18 protein-coding genes are annotated in these 17,441 nt (G+C 65.1%); 10 read left to right on the top strand and 8 right to left on the bottom strand.

Annotation, left to right across the window (positions count from 1 at the left end; all coding sequences use genetic code 11):
- Positions 1-28: 28 nt before the first annotated feature.
- From AC1DE3_RS09705 to AC1DE3_RS09695, 3 genes are all read left to right on the top strand, one after another.
- Positions 29-439 carry a DUF2000 family protein gene (locus tag AC1DE3_RS09705; protein WP_441511394.1) on the top strand — a complete coding sequence of 137 codons (411 nt, stop codon included), beginning with the start codon at positions 29-31 and terminating at the stop codon, positions 437-439.
- Positions 440-571: 132 nt separating this feature from the next.
- Positions 572-1,000 (top strand): MerR family transcriptional regulator, encoded by a 429-nt coding sequence (locus AC1DE3_RS09700; protein ID WP_441511393.1) that lies wholly within the window; start codon positions 572-574, stop codon positions 998-1,000.
- The gene (locus tag AC1DE3_RS09695; protein WP_441511392.1) at positions 936-1,340 is read left to right on the top strand and encodes a carboxymuconolactone decarboxylase family protein; all 405 of its coding nucleotides are present in this window, start codon (positions 936-938) and stop codon (positions 1,338-1,340) included. The genes AC1DE3_RS09700 and AC1DE3_RS09695 overlap by 65 nt, the downstream gene beginning before the upstream one ends.
- A gap of 48 nt (positions 1,341-1,388) precedes the next feature.
- On the opposite strand, the gene urtE is transcribed toward AC1DE3_RS09695, so the two are convergent.
- From urtE to urtA, 5 genes are all read right to left on the bottom strand, one after another.
- Positions 1,389-2,084: an urea ABC transporter ATP-binding subunit UrtE gene (gene urtE, locus AC1DE3_RS09690; RefSeq protein WP_441511391.1), complete on the bottom strand. Its 696-nt coding sequence runs from the start codon at positions 2,082-2,084 to the stop codon at positions 1,389-1,391.
- A 4-nt stretch (positions 2,085-2,088) separates the two neighbouring features.
- On the bottom strand, positions 2,089-2,853 hold the full coding sequence (gene urtD, locus AC1DE3_RS09685; protein ID WP_441511390.1) for an urea ABC transporter ATP-binding protein UrtD: 765 nt from the start codon (positions 2,851-2,853) through the stop codon (positions 2,089-2,091).
- Positions 2,854-2,858: 5 nt separating this feature from the next.
- Positions 2,859-3,998, bottom strand: a complete 1,140-nt coding sequence (gene urtC, locus AC1DE3_RS09680) for an urea ABC transporter permease subunit UrtC (RefSeq protein WP_441511389.1) — start codon at positions 3,996-3,998, stop codon at positions 2,859-2,861.
- A complete protein-coding gene (gene urtB / locus AC1DE3_RS09675; protein ID WP_441511388.1) occupies positions 3,995-5,596 on the bottom strand; it encodes an urea ABC transporter permease subunit UrtB in 1,602 nt (533 codons plus the stop codon). Before urtB ends, urtC begins: the two co-directional genes overlap by 4 nt.
- Positions 5,597-5,818: 222 nt before the next feature.
- A complete protein-coding gene (gene urtA, locus AC1DE3_RS09670) occupies positions 5,819-7,108 on the bottom strand; it encodes an urea ABC transporter substrate-binding protein (protein WP_441511387.1) in 1,290 nt (429 codons plus the stop codon).
- A 632-nt stretch (positions 7,109-7,740) separates the two neighbouring features.
- On the opposite strand from urtA, the gene rnr reads away from it, so the two are divergent.
- The 5 genes from rnr (at position 7,741) to AC1DE3_RS09645 (ending at position 12,520) form a co-directional block, all read left to right on the top strand.
- The gene (gene rnr, locus AC1DE3_RS09665; protein ID WP_441511386.1) at positions 7,741-10,056 is read left to right on the top strand and encodes a ribonuclease R; all 2,316 of its coding nucleotides are present in this window, start codon (positions 7,741-7,743) and stop codon (positions 10,054-10,056) included.
- Entirely contained in the window at positions 10,056-10,502 is a 447-nt protein-coding gene (locus AC1DE3_RS09660) for a DUF983 domain-containing protein (RefSeq protein ID WP_441511385.1), read from the top strand. The genes rnr and AC1DE3_RS09660 overlap by 1 nt, the downstream gene beginning before the upstream one ends.
- The gene (locus tag AC1DE3_RS09655) at positions 10,499-11,233 is read left to right on the top strand and encodes an NUDIX hydrolase (protein WP_476779693.1); all 735 of its coding nucleotides are present in this window, start codon (positions 10,499-10,501) and stop codon (positions 11,231-11,233) included. Before AC1DE3_RS09660 ends, AC1DE3_RS09655 begins: the two co-directional genes overlap by 4 nt.
- 164 nt (positions 11,234-11,397) lie before the next feature.
- Positions 11,398-11,565 carry a 50S ribosomal protein L33 gene (rpmG, locus tag AC1DE3_RS09650; RefSeq protein WP_038367996.1) on the top strand — a complete coding sequence of 56 codons (168 nt, stop codon included), beginning with the start codon at positions 11,398-11,400 and terminating at the stop codon, positions 11,563-11,565.
- A gap of 796 nt (positions 11,566-12,361) precedes the next feature.
- Complete coding sequence (locus tag AC1DE3_RS09645) at positions 12,362-12,520, top strand: hypothetical protein (protein WP_441511383.1); 159 nt, start codon at positions 12,362-12,364, stop codon at positions 12,518-12,520.
- A 446-nt stretch (positions 12,521-12,966) separates the two neighbouring features.
- Here the strand turns inward: AC1DE3_RS09645 and AC1DE3_RS09640 are convergent, their stop codons facing one another.
- Positions 12,967-14,343, bottom strand: coding sequence for a PleD family two-component system response regulator (locus AC1DE3_RS09640; protein WP_441511382.1), 1,377 nt, complete (start codon positions 14,341-14,343; stop codon positions 12,967-12,969).
- Positions 14,344-14,352: 9 nt separating this feature from the next.
- Positions 14,353-14,724 (bottom strand): response regulator, encoded by a 372-nt coding sequence (locus AC1DE3_RS09635; RefSeq protein WP_149133714.1) that lies wholly within the window; start codon positions 14,722-14,724, stop codon positions 14,353-14,355.
- A 132-nt stretch (positions 14,725-14,856) separates the two neighbouring features.
- On the opposite strand from AC1DE3_RS09635, the gene AC1DE3_RS09630 reads away from it, so the two are divergent.
- Entirely contained in the window at positions 14,857-15,147 is a 291-nt protein-coding gene (locus tag AC1DE3_RS09630; protein ID WP_441511381.1) for a DUF3572 domain-containing protein, read from the top strand.
- Complete coding sequence (locus tag AC1DE3_RS09625) at positions 15,144-16,493, top strand: DNA polymerase IV (RefSeq protein ID WP_441511380.1); 1,350 nt, start codon at positions 15,144-15,146, stop codon at positions 16,491-16,493. Before AC1DE3_RS09630 ends, AC1DE3_RS09625 begins: the two co-directional genes overlap by 4 nt.
- On the opposite strand, the gene AC1DE3_RS09620 is transcribed toward AC1DE3_RS09625, so the two are convergent.
- Positions 16,450-17,310 carry a cell envelope integrity EipB family protein gene (locus tag AC1DE3_RS09620; RefSeq protein WP_441511379.1) on the bottom strand — a complete coding sequence of 287 codons (861 nt, stop codon included), beginning with the start codon at positions 17,308-17,310 and terminating at the stop codon, positions 16,450-16,452. The genes AC1DE3_RS09625 and AC1DE3_RS09620 overlap by 44 nt on opposite strands.
- Positions 17,311-17,441: the final 131 nt, after the last annotated feature.

Below are 17,441 nucleotides of genomic sequence, written 5' to 3'. Positions count from 1 at the left end.
CCTTCCCGCTTCGGCTATCGCTCGATCCATGCGTTACGATACCAAGATCGCCATCGTGGTGCGCGAGAATCTCGCGACCTGGCAGAAACTCAACGTCGCCAGCTTCCTGTCGGGAGGGCTTGTCGGCGCTGCCCCCGAAATTGCGGGAGAACCGTATCAGGACGGTTCGGGCCGCTTCTATGGCCCGCTGATCCGCCAGCCCGTGCTGATCTTCGCCGCCACGGCTGAGGATCTGAAACAGGTGATGCAGCGCGCGCAGGGCCGCGGCGTGCGGGCTCATCTCTATACGAATGAGCTGTTCACGACCGGCAACGACGTCGACAACCGTGCGGCGGTGGCGGCGGTCACGACGGCCGATCTCGACCTTGTCGGCCTCGGGCTGCATGCCGAACGGAAGGAAATCGATAAGATCGTCAAGGGGTTGAAGCTTCACGGCTGAGATTTCGATTCAAGCTCGCATGCCAGCGCCGGGCACCCTCGCGGCGCTCTCATTTTCTCGCCGACAGACGCTTGACTTAGAGCGCGCTCGAACCCGTAGCTTCCAAGGCGTCGTGATGAGAAGAAGGCGCCCATGAAAATCGGTGAACTGGCCAGGCGTTCGGGATTATCGGCCCATACGATCCGCTATTACGAGCGGATCGGGCTGTTGCCCTATGCCGACAGGGACCGGTCGAGCCAGCGCGACTACGACGCTTCGATCCTCGTCTGGATCGAGTTCCTCGGCAAGCTCAAGACCACGGGCATGCCGATCCGCGAGATGCTGCGCTACGCGGCTTTGCGAGAACAGGGTTCTGGCACGGAATCCGAGCGCCGCACTCAGCTGGAGCGTCACCGCGAGCAGGTCCGCGCCCGCGTTGCGGAGCTCAACGCCTGCCTTCTCGTCCTCGACACCAAAATCGCCGGCTATGGCGACGCCGAGAAGAGGATCGACGATTATGACGCAGAGCTTTTCCAACGCCGCCAACACTCGTCTCGAACGCGGCAAGCGCGCCCTCGCTGAGATCGACGGCGAAGCCGGCCACAAGGTGATCGCGGCGCTCGCCGATGTCGCACCTGATTTCGCCGACTATGTCTTGGAGTTTCCATTCGGCGACATCTATTCGCGGCCCGGTCTCGACCTGCGCGCCCGCGAGATCGCGACGATCGCCGCGCTTGCGGCGATGGGCAATGCCGCGCCGCAGCTCAAGGTGCATATCGAGGCGGGGCTCAATGTCGGGCTCTCGCGCCCGGAGATCACGGAGGTCCTGATGCAGATGGCGGTCTATGCCGGATTTCCAGCCGCGCTGAACGGGCTGTTCGCGGCCAAGGAGGTGTTTGCGGCGCGCGACCTCGCGGCCTGAGCCAGGGCTCAGTAGGCCCCGCTGGCTCCCGGTCAGCGCGTTCTGCCCTCACACCTGAATCAACCGCTGCACCTGATTGCCGTCGAGTTCGTTCATCGGCCCCGACAGCACGACCTCGCCGCGGTCCATCACGAACATGGTGTCGGCGAGATCGCGGGCGAAGTCGAAATACTGCTCGACCAGCACGATCGCCATGCCGCCCTTCTGGCGGAGATAGTCGATGGCGCGGCCGATATCCTTGATGATCGAAGGCTGGATGCCCTCGGTCGGCTCGTCCAGAACCAGCAATTTGGGCCGGGTGACCAACGCTCGCGCGATAGCGAGCTGCTGCTGTTGGCCACCCGAGAGGTCTCCGCCGCGCCGGCCGAGCATCGACTTCAGCACGGGGAATAGGTCGAAGAGTTCATCCGGGACGTAGCGATCCCTGCGCTTCAGCGGCGCAAAGCCCGTCTCCAGATTTTCCTTCACCGTCAGCAGCGGGAAGATCTCCCGCCCCTGCGGCACATAGGCGATGCCGGCGCGCGCGCGCTCCTCGCTGCGCAGCCCGGAAATCTCCTCTCCGTCGAAGCGAATATGGCCTGCCGAGATCGGCTGATGGCCGACGATGGCGCGCATCAGCGAGGTCTTGCCGACGCCGTTGCGCCCCATCACGCAGGTGACCTTGCCGGGCTCCGCAGCGATCGAAACATGGCGCAGGGCCTGCGCGGCGCCGTAATGCAGATTGATGGCGTCGACGGTCAGCATCGCATCATCGCCCCAGATAGACTTCGACGACGCGCTCATTGGCGCTGACCTGATCGAGGGGGCCCTCTGCCAGCACCGAGCCCTCGTGCAGCACCGTGACCTTCACGCCGAGCTCGCGGATGAAGCCCATGTCGTGCTCGACGACGATCACCGAATGATCCCTGGCGATCTCCTTGAGCAGCACGGCCGTTTGCGCCGTCTCGCCATCGGTCATGCCGGCGGCGGGCTCGTCGACGAGCAGGAGCTTGGGGTCCTGCGCCAGCAGCATGCCGATCTCGAGCCACTGCTTCTGGCCGTGCGAGAGCGAGCCGGCCAACCGGTCACGCTTGTCGGCGAGCTTCACGATGCCGAGGATGTCATCGATCCGCTTCTGCTGAGGTTCCCCGGTTTTCCAGAACAGCGTCTTGCCGACCGTGCGCTTCGATTTCAGCGCGAGCAGGATATTGTCCTCGATGGTGTGGAAGTCGAAAACCGTCGGCTTCTGGAACTTGCGGCCGATGCCGAGATTGGCGATCGCGGCCTCGTCGAGACGGGTGAGATCGACGGTGCCGGCGAACATCACCGTGCCGACATCCGGCTTTGTCTTGCCGGTGATAATGTCCATCATCGTGGTCTTGCCGGCGCCGTTGGGGCCGATGATGGCGCGCATCTCGCCGGGCTCGATCGTCAGCGAGAGATTGCGGATGGCCTTGAAGCCGTCGAACGAGACGCTGACGCCGTCGAGATAGAGCAGCGAGGAGGTCAGGGCGCCGGGCACGGGAGCGTTCATCGCCTTCACTCCGCCGGTGCCGGCTCGGCGGCCGGCGTCGCTTCGGGCTTCCGGCGACGCGCCCACAGGGCCTCGGCCGTGCCCAGAATGCCCTTGGGCAGGAAGAGCGTGACGACGACGAAGAGCCCGCCGAGCGCGAAGAGCCAGTACGGCGCCATAAAGCCGGAGGTGAAGACCGTCTTGGCCCAGTTTACGACCACGGCACCGAGCGCCGCGCCGACCAGCGTGCCACGCCCGCCGACCGCGACCCAGATCACGGTCTCGATCGAGTTGGCTGGGGCGAATTCACTGGGGTTGATGATGCCGACCTGCGGCACGTAGAGCGCACCGGCCACGCCCGCCATGCAGGCCGAGACGGTGAAGACGAAGAGCTTGAAGCGATCCACCCGGTAGCCGAGGAAGCGCGTGCGGGATTCCGCGTCTCGGATCGCGATCACCACCTTGCCGAGCTTCGAGACGACGATGCCGCGGGCGATCAGGAAGCCCACCGCCAGCATCACGCAGGTCATTGAAAACAGAGCGGCTCTGGTCCCTTGCGCCTGGACGTTGAAGCCGAGGATGTCCTTGAAGTCGGTCAGGCCGTTATTGCCGCCGAAGCCCATATCGTTGCGGAAGAAGGCGAGCAGCAAGGCATAGGTCAGCGCCTGGGTGATGATCGAGAGATAGACGCCGGTGACGCGCGAGCGGAAGGCAAACCAGCCGAAGACGAAGGCGAGCAGGCCGGGAACCAGCAGCACCATCAGCATGGCGAAGGGGAAGGAGGAGAAGCCCCACCAGTACCAGGGCAGCTCCTGCCAGTTCAGGAAGACCATGAAGTCGGGCAGGATCGGATTGCCATAGACGCCGCGGGTGCCGATCTGGCGCATCAGATACATGCCCATGGCGTAGCCGCCGAGCGCGAAGAAGGCGCCGTGGCCGAGGCTGAGGATGCCGCAATAGCCCCAGACGAGATCGAGCGAGACCGCCAGCAGCGCGTAGCAGAGATATTTGCCCCAGAGCGACATGGTCGAGGTCGGAACGTGGAAGGGCGAGCTTGCCGGCAGCAGCAGGTTCGCCAGCGGCACCAGCACGCCGAGACCGAGCAGGATCGCCAGGAAGATTCCGGCACGCTTGTCCATGTTCTGGAGGAGGAAGCGGGTGATCATGCTTCCACCGCCCGGCCCTTCAGCGCGAACAGGCCGCGCGGTCGCTTCTGGATGAAGAGAATGATGCAGACCAGCAGCGCGATCTTGCCGAGCACGGCGCCGGCATAGGGTTCGAGCAGCTTGTTGGCGACGCCGAGTGTCATCGCGCCGACCAGCGTGCCCCAAAGATTGCCGACGCCGCCGAAGACCACGACCATGAAGCTGTCGATAATGTAGCTCTGGCCGAGGTTCGGACTGACATTGTCGATCTGCGAGAGCGCAACGCCCGCAAGGCCAGCGACGCCCGAGCCCAGCCCGAAGGTCAGCGCGTCGATGCGGCCGGTGCGGATGCCCATCGCCGAGGCCATGCGCCGGTTCTGGGTGACGGCGCGCATCTGCAGGCCCATCGGCGTCAGCTTGAGGATGGCGAGGAGTGCCGCGAAGACCAGCGCCGCGAAGACAATGATCCAGAGCCGGTTGTAGGTGATCGCCAGACCACCGAGTTCGAAGGCGCCCGACATGAAGGCGGGCGCGCCGACCTCGCGATTGGTCGGGCCGAAGGCGGTGCGGACCGCCTGCTGCAGCATCAGGCTGATGCCCCAGGTCGCCAGCAGCGTCTCCAGTGGCCGGCCATAGAGGAAGCGGATGACGCCGCGCTCGATGGCGATGCCGACCGCCCCGGCGACGATGAAGGCAGCAGGCAGCGCGATCGCCAGCGACCAATCGAAGAGCCAGGGCGCGTTCGTGCGGATCAGTTCCTGCACCACGAAGGTGGTGTAGGCACCGAGCATGACCATCTCGCCATGGGCCATGTTGATGACACCCATCACGCCGAAGGTGATGGCGAGACCGATGGCCGCAAGCAGCAGCACCGAGCCGAGCGAGAGGCCGTACCAGAGGTTCTGTACGACGGCCCATAGCTTCAGCCGGCCCTCGATGGCGGCGACCGCCCTGCTCTGCGCATCACGGAGCGTCGGCGTGATCTCGCCGGAGAGACCGCGCAGCGCCGCCAGCGCATCCTGATCGCCGCGTTCGCGCAGCACCTCGACAGCCGCGACCCGATCGAGCGGCTGGGCATCTGGCTTGGCGATCAGGATCGCGGCCTGGGCCTGTCGCAAGGCGGCGAGCGCGCGCGGATCGGTCTCCTTGCCGATCGCGGCCTCGACGATCGGCAGCAGGCCCGCATCGCGCGACTTGAAGACGGCCTCCGCCGCGGAGATGCGCTTGCCCGGATCGGGATTGAGCAGGCTCAAGCCACCGAGCGCGGCCTGCACGGCACGGCGCACGCTGTTGTTGAGGCGCACCGTCTTCAGTCCTGCGGGCGCCGCGGTGAGCGCGTGCCCGGTCCGGGCGTCGACCAAGCCGCCCGCAGCTGTCTTCACCACGACACCGCCCGCCCCGACGAGCAGCCGCCCGTCGCCGAGCGCCTCGATGATCAGCGACGCATTCGGATGAGCCGTCGAAACGAGGATTTCGATCGCGCGGGAGGTATCCGAATAGCTGTCGGCTGCGAGCCGCGTGAAGGCTTCGTCGGCCGTCTGCGCGAAGGAAGCGACCGAAGCGGCGAGGAGCGCCACGAGGATGATGATCGCGTGCTTCAGGCGATGGAAGATGAGCATCGGGCCGGTTCGTCTCACGCTTGGTTCAATCTCAGTCCTCATCCTGAGGAGCTACGCAGAGGCGTCTCGAACGATGGCTCCAGCGCGCTCTGGACCATCCTTCGAGACGCGAGCCTTGCTCGCTCCTCAGGATGAGGGCTCGATCTGAAACGGGTCGCCTGTGAGCGGGTGAATGAAGGGCGGCCGGGATTTTTTCCCGTGCCGCCCTTCCCCCTCATGATCTCAGACGCCGCCGCATTTGCCGGTCTTGACGTTGAAGTTGCCGCATTTCTTCTCGACCCAGTCGCCGACGAGGTCCTTCGAGCCGTCGAGTTCCTTCGACCAGGCGTCGCCCGGCACGAGACCGCTGGTCTTCCAGACCACGTCGAACTGGCCGTCTTCCTTGATCTCGCCGATGAAGACCGGCTTGGTGATGTGGTGGTTCGGGAGCATCTTCGAGATGCCACCGGTCAGGTTCGGCGCCTCGATGCCGGGCAGCGCGTCGATGACCTTGTCCGGATCGGTGCTCTTGGCCTTCTCCACCGCCTTCACCCACATGTTGAAGCCGATGTAATGCGCTTCCATCGGGTCGTTGGTGACGCGCTTCGGGTTCTTGGTGAAGGCCTGCCACTGCTTGATGAAAGCGTCGTTCTCGGGCGTCTTGATCGACTGGAAATAGTTCCAGGCTGCGAGATGGCCGAGCAGCGGCTTCGTATCGATGCCGGCAAGCTCCTCCTCGCCGACCGAGAAGGCGACGACCGGGATGTCGGTCGCCTTGATGCCCTGGTTGCCGAGCTCCTTGTAGAACGGCACGTTGGCGTCGCCATTGATGGTCGAGACCACCGCCGTCTTCTTGCCGGCCGAGCCGAACTTCTTGATGTCGGAGACGATGGTCTGCCAGTCGGAGTGGCCAAAGGGCGTGTAGTTGATCATGATATCCTCGGGCTTCACGCCCTTGGACTTCAGATACGCCTCGAGGATCTTGTTGGTTGTGCGCGGGTAGACATAGTCGGTGCCGGCGAGAACCCAGCGCTCGACCTTCTCCTCCTTGGCGAGATAGTCGACGGCGGGGATCGCCTGCTGGTTCGGCGCGGCGCCCGTATAGAATACGTTGCGCTCGCTCTCCTCGCCCTCGTACTGGACGGGGTAGAACAGGATGTTGTTGAGCTCCTTGAAGACCGGCAGCACCGACTTGCGCGAGACCGAGGTCCAGCAGCCGAAGGTGGCCGCGACCTTGTCCTTGGTGATCAGCTCGCGCGCCTTCTCGGCGAAGAGCGGCCAGTTCGAGGCGGGATCGACGACGACGGCCTCGAGCTTCTTGCCCAGCAGACCGCCCTTCTTGTTCTGCTCCTCGATGAGCATCAGCATGACGTCCTTCAACGTCGTCTCGGAGATGGCCATCGTGCCCGAGAGCGAATGAAGGATGCCGACCTTGATGGTCTCCTGCTGCGCCGCCGCCGGCAGATAGGAGGACCCGAGGAAAGCGGCGCCGGCCAAAGCCGTGCCGAGGAATTCGCGACGATTGCTGTTCACGGACATCTCCCGAAGGATGTTTGTTGGCGGCGCCCCTCGACGCCGGCAGGCCTCCCTGGCCCGGAGGCAGCTTTCGCAAGGGCCGTGCCAAGCGCCGACGGCCTTTGCGACGAGGCGCAAATCTCTGTCCGTAACGAGGCTTTGGCAGCATTTCCTGCGAAAGCGCGACCACTCAACGCAATCATCGAACTCAACGGGAGAAATCTGCCCATTCCGTCATCAAATCACGTGGCGCATGTTTGTGCACCGCAGCATATGCCTGAAATTTCATCGACGGGCACGGGTTTTAAGTAACGGAGTACAGCGTTTTTTTTGGCATTTACGAGCACAGGAGAATCGACTTAGCCTCATCTTCGTCGGTAACAACTGAAAGGAGGTGATCCAGTGTCTCATTGTCATCAGCCGCTGGTGCAAAGCGGGTGGACCTGGACCTCTTCTTCCCGGGGTTCGTGTTCCGCGTGAGTTTTCGCACCTTTGATCCGGCTCGCTGGATCGCGGTTCGACAATGGAAGGGCTGTCCGAAAGGGCGGCCCTTCTTCTTTTGATCTCGCGAATGCTGGCGCGAGCCCACAAGGCGTGGCAGACAGGCGGGGTGACCTACTTTCCCAGCCTTTACCCGTCGAGTACCAGCATTGTCCGTTCCTGAACCGAGCCGCGAGGCGATCCTCGACTTCATCGAGGAGGAGCGCGCCGCCGGCCGCGAGGTCGGCCGCCGCGAGATCGCCAAGGCCTTCGGGCTGGACCAGGGCGGCAAGATCTGGCTGAAGCGCCTGCTGAAGGAACTTGCCCAGGAAGGCGAGATCGGCGGGGACGGCAAGGAGCGCCCGGTGCATCCGCGCGGCGCGCTGCCGCCTGTGCTGCTGTCCGAGATCAAGCGCCGCGACCGCGAGGGCGACCTCATAGCCCAGCCGCTCGAATGGGACGAGGCGGAAAGCGGCGCACCGCCGCAAATCCTGGTCGAGCGCGTCCGCGAGGGACGACGGAAGCCGCACGCGGCGGCCCCCGCCCCGGGCGTCGGCGATCAGGTCATCCTCAAGCTGACCCGCCTGAGGGGCGTCGCGGACTTCGCCTATTCCGGCCGAGTGCTCAAGATCATGGGCAAGGCCAAAGCCGCCGTGCTCGGCATCTTCCGCGCCCTGCCCGACGGCTCGGGCCGGCTGGTGCCGATCGACAAGAAGGCACAGGGGCGCGAGGCGATCATCCCCAAGGGCCGCACGGCCGAGGCTGAAGATGGCGACCTCGTCTCGGTCTCTCTGCGCCGCGAGAGCCGCTTCGGCCCGCCCGAGGCGCAGGTGCGCGAGCGGCTGGGCTCGATCAAGTCCGAACGCGCCGTCAGCCTGATCGCGATCCACGCCCACGGCATCCCGCATGAATTCCCGCCGGCCGCTCTCCAGGAAGCGGCGGACGCACCGACCGCGACGCTGAAGGGGCGCGAGGACTGGCGCGAGCTACCGCTCATCACGATCGACCCCGCCGACGCCAAGGACCATGACGACGCTGTCCATGCGGCGCCCGACGAGGACCCGGCCAATGCCGGCGGCTTCGTCGTCACCGTCGCCATCGCCGACGTCGCGGCCTATGTCCGGCCGGGTTCGGCCCTCGATCGCGAGGCGCTGGAGCGCGGCAATTCGGTTTATTTCCCCGATCGCGTCGTGCCGATGTTGCCGGAACGGATCTCGAACGATCTGTGTTCGCTTCGCGAGAACGAGGACCGGCCGGCCATGGCGGTGCGGCTCGTGCTCAAATCCGACGGATCGAAGAAGAGCCACTCCTTCCACCGCGTGCTGATGCGCTCAGCCGCCAAGCTCTCCTACCAGCAGGCTCAAAGCGCGATCGACGGCAACCCGGACGAGAAGACCGGGCCGATCCGCGAGAGCGTGCTGATGCCGCTCTGGGCGGCCTATGGCGTGGCGGCTCGCGCCCGCGACCAGCGCCAGCCGCTCGATCTCGATTTGCCTGAGCGCAAGCTGATCCTGAAGCCCGACGGCGCGGTCGAGCGCGTGATCGTGCCGGAGCGGCTGGCCGCCCATAAGCTGATCGAGGAATTCATGATCCTCGCCAATGTCGCGGCGGCCGAGACGCTGGAGAAGGCCGGGAGCCTGCTGGTCTATCGCTGCCATGACGAGCCGTCGCTCGAGAAGATGCGCGCGCTAGGCGAGGTGCTGGCCTCGATCGGCATCAAGCTGCCGAAGGACGGGGCGCTCAGGCCCGTGCTGTTCAACCGCATCCTGGCGATGATCAAGGGCTCGGAGAACGAGACGCTGATCAACGAGGTGGTGCTGCGCACGCAGGCCCAGGCAGAATATGTCGCCGAGAATTACGGGCATTTCGGCCTTAATCTGCGCCGCTACGCGCATTTCACCTCGCCGATCCGCCGCTATGCCGATCTGATCGTCCACCGCGCGCTCGTCACCGCGCTCAAGCTCGGCGATGACGGCCTGCCGAAGAATACGACGCTCGCCGAACTGCGCGAGATCGCGACCCGCATCTCCGCCGCCGAGCGCCGCGCCATGGCAGCCGAGCGCGAGACGACCGACCGACTGATCGCGCACTTCCTCGCCGATCAGATCGGCGCGAGCTTCGACGGGCGGGTCGGCGGGGTGAATCGCGCGGGGCTCTTCGTGAAGCTCAACGATACCGGAGCGGACGGCTTCATCCCCGCCTCCACGCTCGGAGGCGACTATTACCGCTATGACGAGGCTGCCCATGCCCTGATCGGCGAGCGCACCGGCGAAAGCTGGCGCCTCGGCGACAAGGTGCATGTCAAGCTGGTCGAGGCCGCGCCCGTCGCTGGCGCATTGCGCTTCGAGCTGCTTTCGGCCGGCAGGACTGTGGCGACGGGCCGCGCTGGCAAGCGCCGCGGCGGCGCGCCATATGGGGAAAGCCGGCCGACGAGCTTCGGCAAGAGGGCCAAGCCGGGCCGGGCCAAGCCTGGCAAGAGGCGGTGATGAGCGTCCAGATCCACAGCGCGGAAACGCATGTCGAAACCCGCGACTGGCGGGAAGCCGTGGCGCGTGGGCTGAAGGGCCGATGCCCACATTGCGGCCGCGGAGGGCTGTTCCGCGCCTTCCTGAAGCCGGTCGATGCCTGCGAATCCTGCGGTGAGGAGCTGCATCATCAGCGCGCCGACGACCTGCCGCCCTATATCGTCATCACCATCGTCGGCCATATCGTGGTCGGCGGCATTCTGCTCGCCGAGAAGTACGGCGACTGGCCGATGTGGTGGCACATGGCGCTCTGGCCGGCATTGACGCTGATCCTGTCCATGGCCCTGATGCAGCCTGTGAAGGGCGGCGTCGTCGGCCTGCAATGGGCCGTGCGCCTACACGGCTTCGGCGGCGAGCCCGACCGGCCCGAACGCCAGCCCCTGCCCCCATCCGGATCGCGCCCATGACCGACCACACCGTCACCCTGACCCAGGCCGAGCGCGTCCGCACCACGGTCAATCTGCGTCCGAAGGACGCCGCGACCATGCTGATCCTGGACCGCAGCGGCGCGCGCCCGAAGGTCCTGATGGGCAAGCGCCACGCCGGCCACAAGTTCATGCCGGGCAAATACGTCTTTCCCGGCGGACGCATCGAGGACGGCGACCGACGTATGGTCGCGACCGGCGCGGTGCCGCAGATCTGCGAGGACCGGCTCGGCAAGCGCTGCCTGCGCCCAAGCGCCGGCAAGGCGCGGGCGCTGGCGCTCGCAGCAATCCGCGAGACCTTCGAGGAAACCGGTCTGCTCTTCGGCTCTGACGAATTCGGAGCGCCGGAGAATCCGCCGGCCGGAAGCTGGACCGACTTCGCCGCTCAGGGCGTGTTTCCCGATCTCTCCGCCGTCACCTTCGTCGCCCGCGCGATCACGCCGCCGCGCCGGCCGAAGCGCTTCGACACCCGCTTCTTCACCGTCGACGCCGCAGCGGTCGCCGGCAAGGTCGAAGGCATCGTCGGACCGGATTCGGAACTGACCGATCTCGTCTGGGTCGATTTCGAGGAGGCGAAGGCGCTCGACCTGCCGACGATCACCACTGTCATCCTGCAGGAGGTCGAATCGCGCATCGCCGCCGGCTTCGCGCCCTACCTGCCGGTGCCGTTCTACTGGGAGAAGCGCGGCAGCTTCGTGCGCGAGGAGCTCTGAACCGGCGGAAATCCCGCCTTACGGACAGGATCGTCATCGGATCGTTATTCTTTCTTGACTTCCCCAGCCCTTTGCGGCATCTCCCACGCCGACAGTTTGCCGGGTTCGCCCGGCCATTTTCTTTTCCGAGGGCTTTGCGGCCCGCATGGTTCGAGGATAGACCCATGGCCAAGGCCGTGACGATCAAGATCAAGCTGCTTTCGACCGCCGACACCGGCTTCTTTTACGTGACGAAGAAAAATTCGCGCACGATGACTGAGAAGATGTCAAAGAAGAAGTACGACCCGGTCGCGCGCAAGCACGTCGAGTTCAAGGAAACCAAGATCAAGTAAGGCTTGCCCCTACTGGTCTGGACCAACGCAAAACCGCCCTTCCGGGCGGTTTTTTGTTGCCTGCACTTTTGGCTACATCTCTGTTGGCTGAGCGACTTTTGTCGCCATTCTGACTGTTCGGCCGGCGAAGCGCGCCGCTAAAGCTCAAGCGGCAGATGCGTGCGGTCAGCGATCAACCACGACAACAAGCCCGTGCTGATCATCAGCACGGCCACCAATACGGCCTGGACCATAACGCTACACCGCCCCCGTTTCCCGTAGGGCAATAGCTAGAATTTTAACGTTTTGTAAATGAATTTATTCGGTAGAATCGCGCTCATGAAGGCTGCATGACGCCAGTGGAGGCAGCCCGACATGGATGAACTCTCTGAAGCCGGGCTGGATCTTGAGCTCAGCGAATTCGGCAAGCGATTGGATTCGCTCCTGATCTCCCGTGGGTGGAATCCCCGGGCACGGCGGAGCGCTCGGTCGAGCTTCGAGTTTTCGGCGAAGCGCTATTCGCCGGAGGCTGTCCACATCGTCCTGGATGCCGTCATGCCGGAAGCAGCGGCCAGGGAAATCATGGCCCTCGCCCTCCGGCACGGCCTGACCGAACCAGCCAGGCAAGACACTCCGCCGAAGCCCCGCTGAACACAGCGGCCCGCGGCTGCGGCGCAACCGCCGGCGCGCATCTCAGCGCCCTCAATCGCGGCACAGCTGCCGGGTCATTGACTCTTTCGGGAAAGCCCCCACCTGTTGCGCTTCCGCCGTCGCCCGGATCGAAGCCGGGATTGCAGGATAGCGAGGACCGAACGGCATGGTGCGACAGTTGCTGAAGCTGCTGGTCGAGATTGATTCCTCGCGCTTCCTCACGACACGCATCGGCGCAGCGCTAAGCGTGCTGGCTTTGCTCGCGGCCTTCGGCGCTGCGGGGTACTGGTTGCCGGCGGCGATCTCGGACTATCTCCAACGCTGAAGCGGCGGCCCAGAAACAAGGTGGCCGGCCGGCGGCGGTTCTGAGGAGGCCAGAATTCCGTCACCGACCGGCCGAGCCCTTCGGTTACCCAGGAGATGCGGCGGACCCGAGCTCCCGAGGGGCGTTCCGGAGCGATCACCGGGACCGCTGCGTTGCAACAACCCTTACAATGCAACGTATCCGAATCAATCAAATCCAACCGATTCCCCTGCGTTCATCGATCGTTAACCCTACCGGCTAATCTTAAATTTCCGCCGGGCGAAGCTGACTCTACGGCAATTCCAAAAACAACTTCAGATCGTTGCCGATTGTTGTTCACGCACTGCCTTAGCAATCGGCCGGAAGTCCGCTGATACCGCAGATTGCCGCTGTCCAGCGGCAGCCGGCCACGGCCTGCCAGGCGAGGCCCGACGCCTATCAACCTGGCTTGAGCAAAGATCGATCGGTTACGCGGCGCTCGCGGCGATGACGCGATTGCGGCCACCGGCCTTGGCCCGATAGAGGGCATCATCGGCGCGCTTCATGATGTCGGCCGAAGAGGCGTCCCCGGCGCGGCGGTTCGCGACGCCCACCGAAACCGTGACCCTGATATCGCGCGTGTCGTTCTGGATCGCGAAAGGCTCACTCTCGACCCGCTCGCGAATACGCTCCGCGACCTGGCAGGCGGCATCGCGCCCGGTATCTGGCAGGACGACGACAACCTCTTCGCCGCCCATCCGAGCAACGAGATCGATACCACGGGTGCATGCGCGGACACGGTTCGCGAACTCGCGCAGCACCTCATCGCCGGCGTCATGCCCCCAGCTGTCGTTGACAGCCTTGAAGTGATCGACATCGAGCAGAAGGATCGACAGCGCGCGCGCGCGCAGCGCCGACTCGTCGAACATCATGGCGAGCCGGCTGGTCATGAAGCGGCGATTGTGCAGGCCCGTGAGCTGATCCATCACCGCCATCTCCATCGACGACTGCACGCTGTCGCGCAGCCGCTCGGTGAAGCGCTTCCGGCGCACCTGGGTGCGAACCCGGGCGAGCAGTTCGTTGCGGTCGATCGGGCGGAGCAGGAAGTCATGCGCGCCGATATCGAGGCCGCGCAGGATGCGGGCACGGTCCTCGGCCTCCCCCATCAGCAGCACGGAGATATTGCGCGTACGCTCCAGCGAGCGCAGCTGACTGCACAGGCGCAAGCCGTCCTGATCTTGCAGGTCGAGGCTGATGATGACGCTGTCGAAGTCGCCATCGGCAGCCCGCTGCGCCGCCTGCTGGGCATCTTTCTCGACCTCGACGACATGGAAGGCCGAGAGCGCGCTCTGAAGCCGCTCGACCACGCTGGGCCGGTCCTCGACCAGCAGGATGCGGCCATTGAGCCCGGTTTCGGCGGCCGCGGCGGCCAGCGGATCGGCCATGCCGAGCCGGACCGAAGCAACGGCACGGCCGCGCAGCTCGTCCGTCATCTCCTTCAACCGTGCCAGGCTCCGCACCCGGGCGAAAAGCGCGGCATCGTCGAGCGGCTTGGTCAGGAAGTCGTCGGCGCCGGCATCAAGCCCCTCCAGGCGGTCGCGCGGCTGGTCCAGCGCGGTGACCATGACGACCGGAATATGCGCGGTCGCCGGCGTGCCCTTCAGATAGCGGCAGACCTCGAAACCGTTCATGCCCGGCATCATGACGTCGAGCAGGACGATGTCCGCCTCGCCGCGCTCGCAGGTCGCAATCGCATCCGCGCCGTTCAACGCCGTCACCACGCCGAAATACTCGGCCGAAAGCTTGGCCTCGAGCAGTTTCACATTGGCGGCGATGTCATCGACGACGAGGACGCGGGCAGTCATGGATCGCTCTTAGGCGGCGCCGGCATAAGCGCGGACGGTCTCCAGGAACTTCGCAACCGAGATGGGCTTGGAGAGATAGGCCTCGCAGCCGCCCTCGCGGATCCGCTCCTCGTCGCCCTTCATCGCGAAGGCCGTGACGGCCACCACGGGGATCGCCTTGAGGTCGTCGTCCTCCTTGATCCATTTGGTGACCTCGAGCCCGGAGACCTCCGGAAGCTGGATGTCCATCAGGATCAGCGCCGGATGGTGAGTCCGCGCCAGCTCGATAGCTTCGATGCCATCCGACGTCTTCAAGGTCGCATAGCCATGCGCTTCGAGAAGATCGTTGAAGAGCTTCATGTTGAGCTCGTTGTCTTCGACGATGAGAACCGTCTTCATCAGGCCGCCCTTCAATCGCGCCAGGGATGTCCGCCAGCAGCCAGCGGTCTTTCCAAAATGGCGGCGTCGTTCGATGATAGTCTCTAACACGCGAGCAGTTGACGAAACGCAAACCGGATACGCGACTCCCAGGCCATGGCACCAAGACTGACCACCGAGGATGCAGAGACGCTGGCATTGCGCGCCCTCGGCTTCCTGGCCGCAGAACCGGAACGGATCGAGCCTTTCCTCAGCACGACCGGTCTCGGCCCGGCCAATCTGCGTTCCGCGGCGAGCGAACCGGGTTTCCTTGCGGCCGTGCTCGACCATATCGCGGGAAGCGATTCGCTCCTGCTCGAGTTTGCCGAAAATTTAAGGCTGAATCCGGAAATTATCGGGGAGGCACGCCGTCTGCTCGCCGGGCCGGAGCCGGACGACTTCCCTTGATCACGAGTCCCCTCTCGCTGCGCAGCCTGTGCCGCGATTGCCTGGCGGATCACGAGGCGGCGGGGCCGCTCCGGCGCTGCCCGGCTTGCGGTTCGCCGCGCCTGATCAGGCATGCCGAGCGCGATGCCCTGAGCCTCGCCCATATCGACTGCGACGCCTTCTACGCGACGATCGAGAAGCGCGACGATCCGACCCTGCAGGACAAGCCGGTCATCGTCGGCGGCGGCAAGCGCGGCGTGGTCTCGACATGCTGCTACATCGCGCGCACCTATGGGGTGCGCTCGGCCATGCCGATGTTCAAGGCGCTGAAGGCCTGCCCAGAGGCGGTCGTCGTCAAGCCGAACATGGCGAAGTACGTCTCGGTCGGGCGCGAAGTCCGGCAGTTGATGCGCGAGCTGACGCCGCTGGTCGAGCCGCTCTCGATCGACGAAGCCTTTCTCGATCTCGCGGGCACGGAGCGCCTTCATCACGCCAGCCCGGCCATGACGCTCGCACGCTTCGCCAAGCGCATCGAGGCAGAGCTCGGCATCACCATCTCGGTCGGGCTGTCCTATGCCAAATTCCTGGCGAAGGTCGCGTCCGACCTCGACAAGCCGCGGGGCTTCTCGATCATCGGCCGTGGCGAAGCGGTCGCCTTCCTCGCCGACAAGCCGGTCAGCCTTATCCCCGGCATGGGGCCGGCAAGCGTCGCGAAGCTCGCGGAAGGCGGCTTCAAGCTTGTCGGCGACCTGCGCGAGGCTGCGGCCGAAAAGCTCTTCCGCATCGCGGGCAAGGACGGCCCGCGCCTCAAGAATCTCGCTAACGGCATCGATCCGCGCAAGGTCACGCCCGAGCGCGAAACCAAGAGCGTCTCGAGCGAAACGACGCTGGACGTCGATCTCTCAGGCTTCGATGAGCTGGAGCCGATTCTGTGGCGGCTCTGCGAGAAGACCTCGAAGCGGCTGAAGGCACAGGAACTCGCCGGCCGGACCATCACCCTGAAGCTGAAGACGGCAGACTTCCACAGCATCACCCGCGCCACGCGGCTGCCCGAGCCGACGCAGCTCGCCGCCCGGCTCTTCACCGCCGGGCGCGACCTGCTGAAGCGCGAATGCAACGGTCCGCGCTACCGGCTGATCGGCATCGGCACGAGCGATTTCAGCCCGCCCGAAGAGGCCGATCATGGCGACCTTGCCGATACGGCGACGCCACGCCTGAAGGCGATGGAGGGCGCGCTCGACAAGCTGCGCGCCCGCTTCGGGGATGAGGCGATCGGCAAGGGGCTGGGCCTCAGGCTTCCGCAGCGCCGATCGTCCGAGCCGGCTACTTCGCGCAAGCTTCCTGAGGAAGAAGATCCAGACGGGTGAGCGTGCCGCGCAGCGCGAAGCTGCCATAGTCGAGCTTGATCGCGCCGGTGACCCCGTTCTCGTAGAGTTCGAAGGAGATCGTGTAGGAGGGCGTCGACTCGCCCGAACCAACCTTGAAATAGGAGATCGTCACCGGCCAGCGCGCCATCTTCTCGAATTCAGGGCGCTGCAGCGGCTTTTCGGAGGGCTCGCTTTCGATCCGCTTCCCGATGACCGAGAGCGTGTCGTAGACCTCCTTGCCTGAATTGGCGCCGTCGTAGAGCCTCACATTGAGGGTGTGCTGGCCAGTGCGCGCGGCCTGGATGACGGCCTTCATTTGGGCGTTCGGAAACAGCGCATCGGCGCCGTCGCGATGGGTTTCGGCGTTGGGCTGGCGCAGTTTCACCTCATAGCCGCCGCCGCTCTTTTCCGCAGTGCCGTCGACGGTCTCGGGCGCGGCGCCGCCGGAGGAGCTTTCGGTCTTGAAGCGATAGCTCGCACCATCGCCCGCCTCGAAGCTGGTGGTCCGGGCGTCGATGACCCGCGGGCCCGCCTCGGTGCCGAGCTGGGTGACCTGCCGGAAGGACAGGGCATAGCCCTCACAGGCGTCGCCGGTGAACTCGAAGGCGATGCGGCCCTTGGCCGTCTCGATGTTGCCGGATGCCTTGGCATTGTCGAGAACGAGATCATAGACCGCGCGATGCGGCGCGAGCACTACGCGGTCAAGCGCGGGCTGCGCGGCCTTTGCCTGCGCCCAGGCCGGCCCGGCGGCCAGCATCAGAGCTGTGATACCAATCTGGCCCGCATGGGCCGCGAGCCTCAGACTTGTTTGGTTCATGCGCCGCTTTTCCGTTCCGTCCTCATTGGAAATCTAGGTGCAACGCGGCAATGGCGCAAACATGGCAAACAGCCCGCTTCCTGACGCCGCACCACCCCTGCCCTCCGGACATGTCGCGATGCTTGCGGGCT

Source organism: Allobosea sp. 10L417 (assembly GCF_056395485.1).
This window is presented reverse-complemented; position numbering and strand designations above follow the sequence as displayed.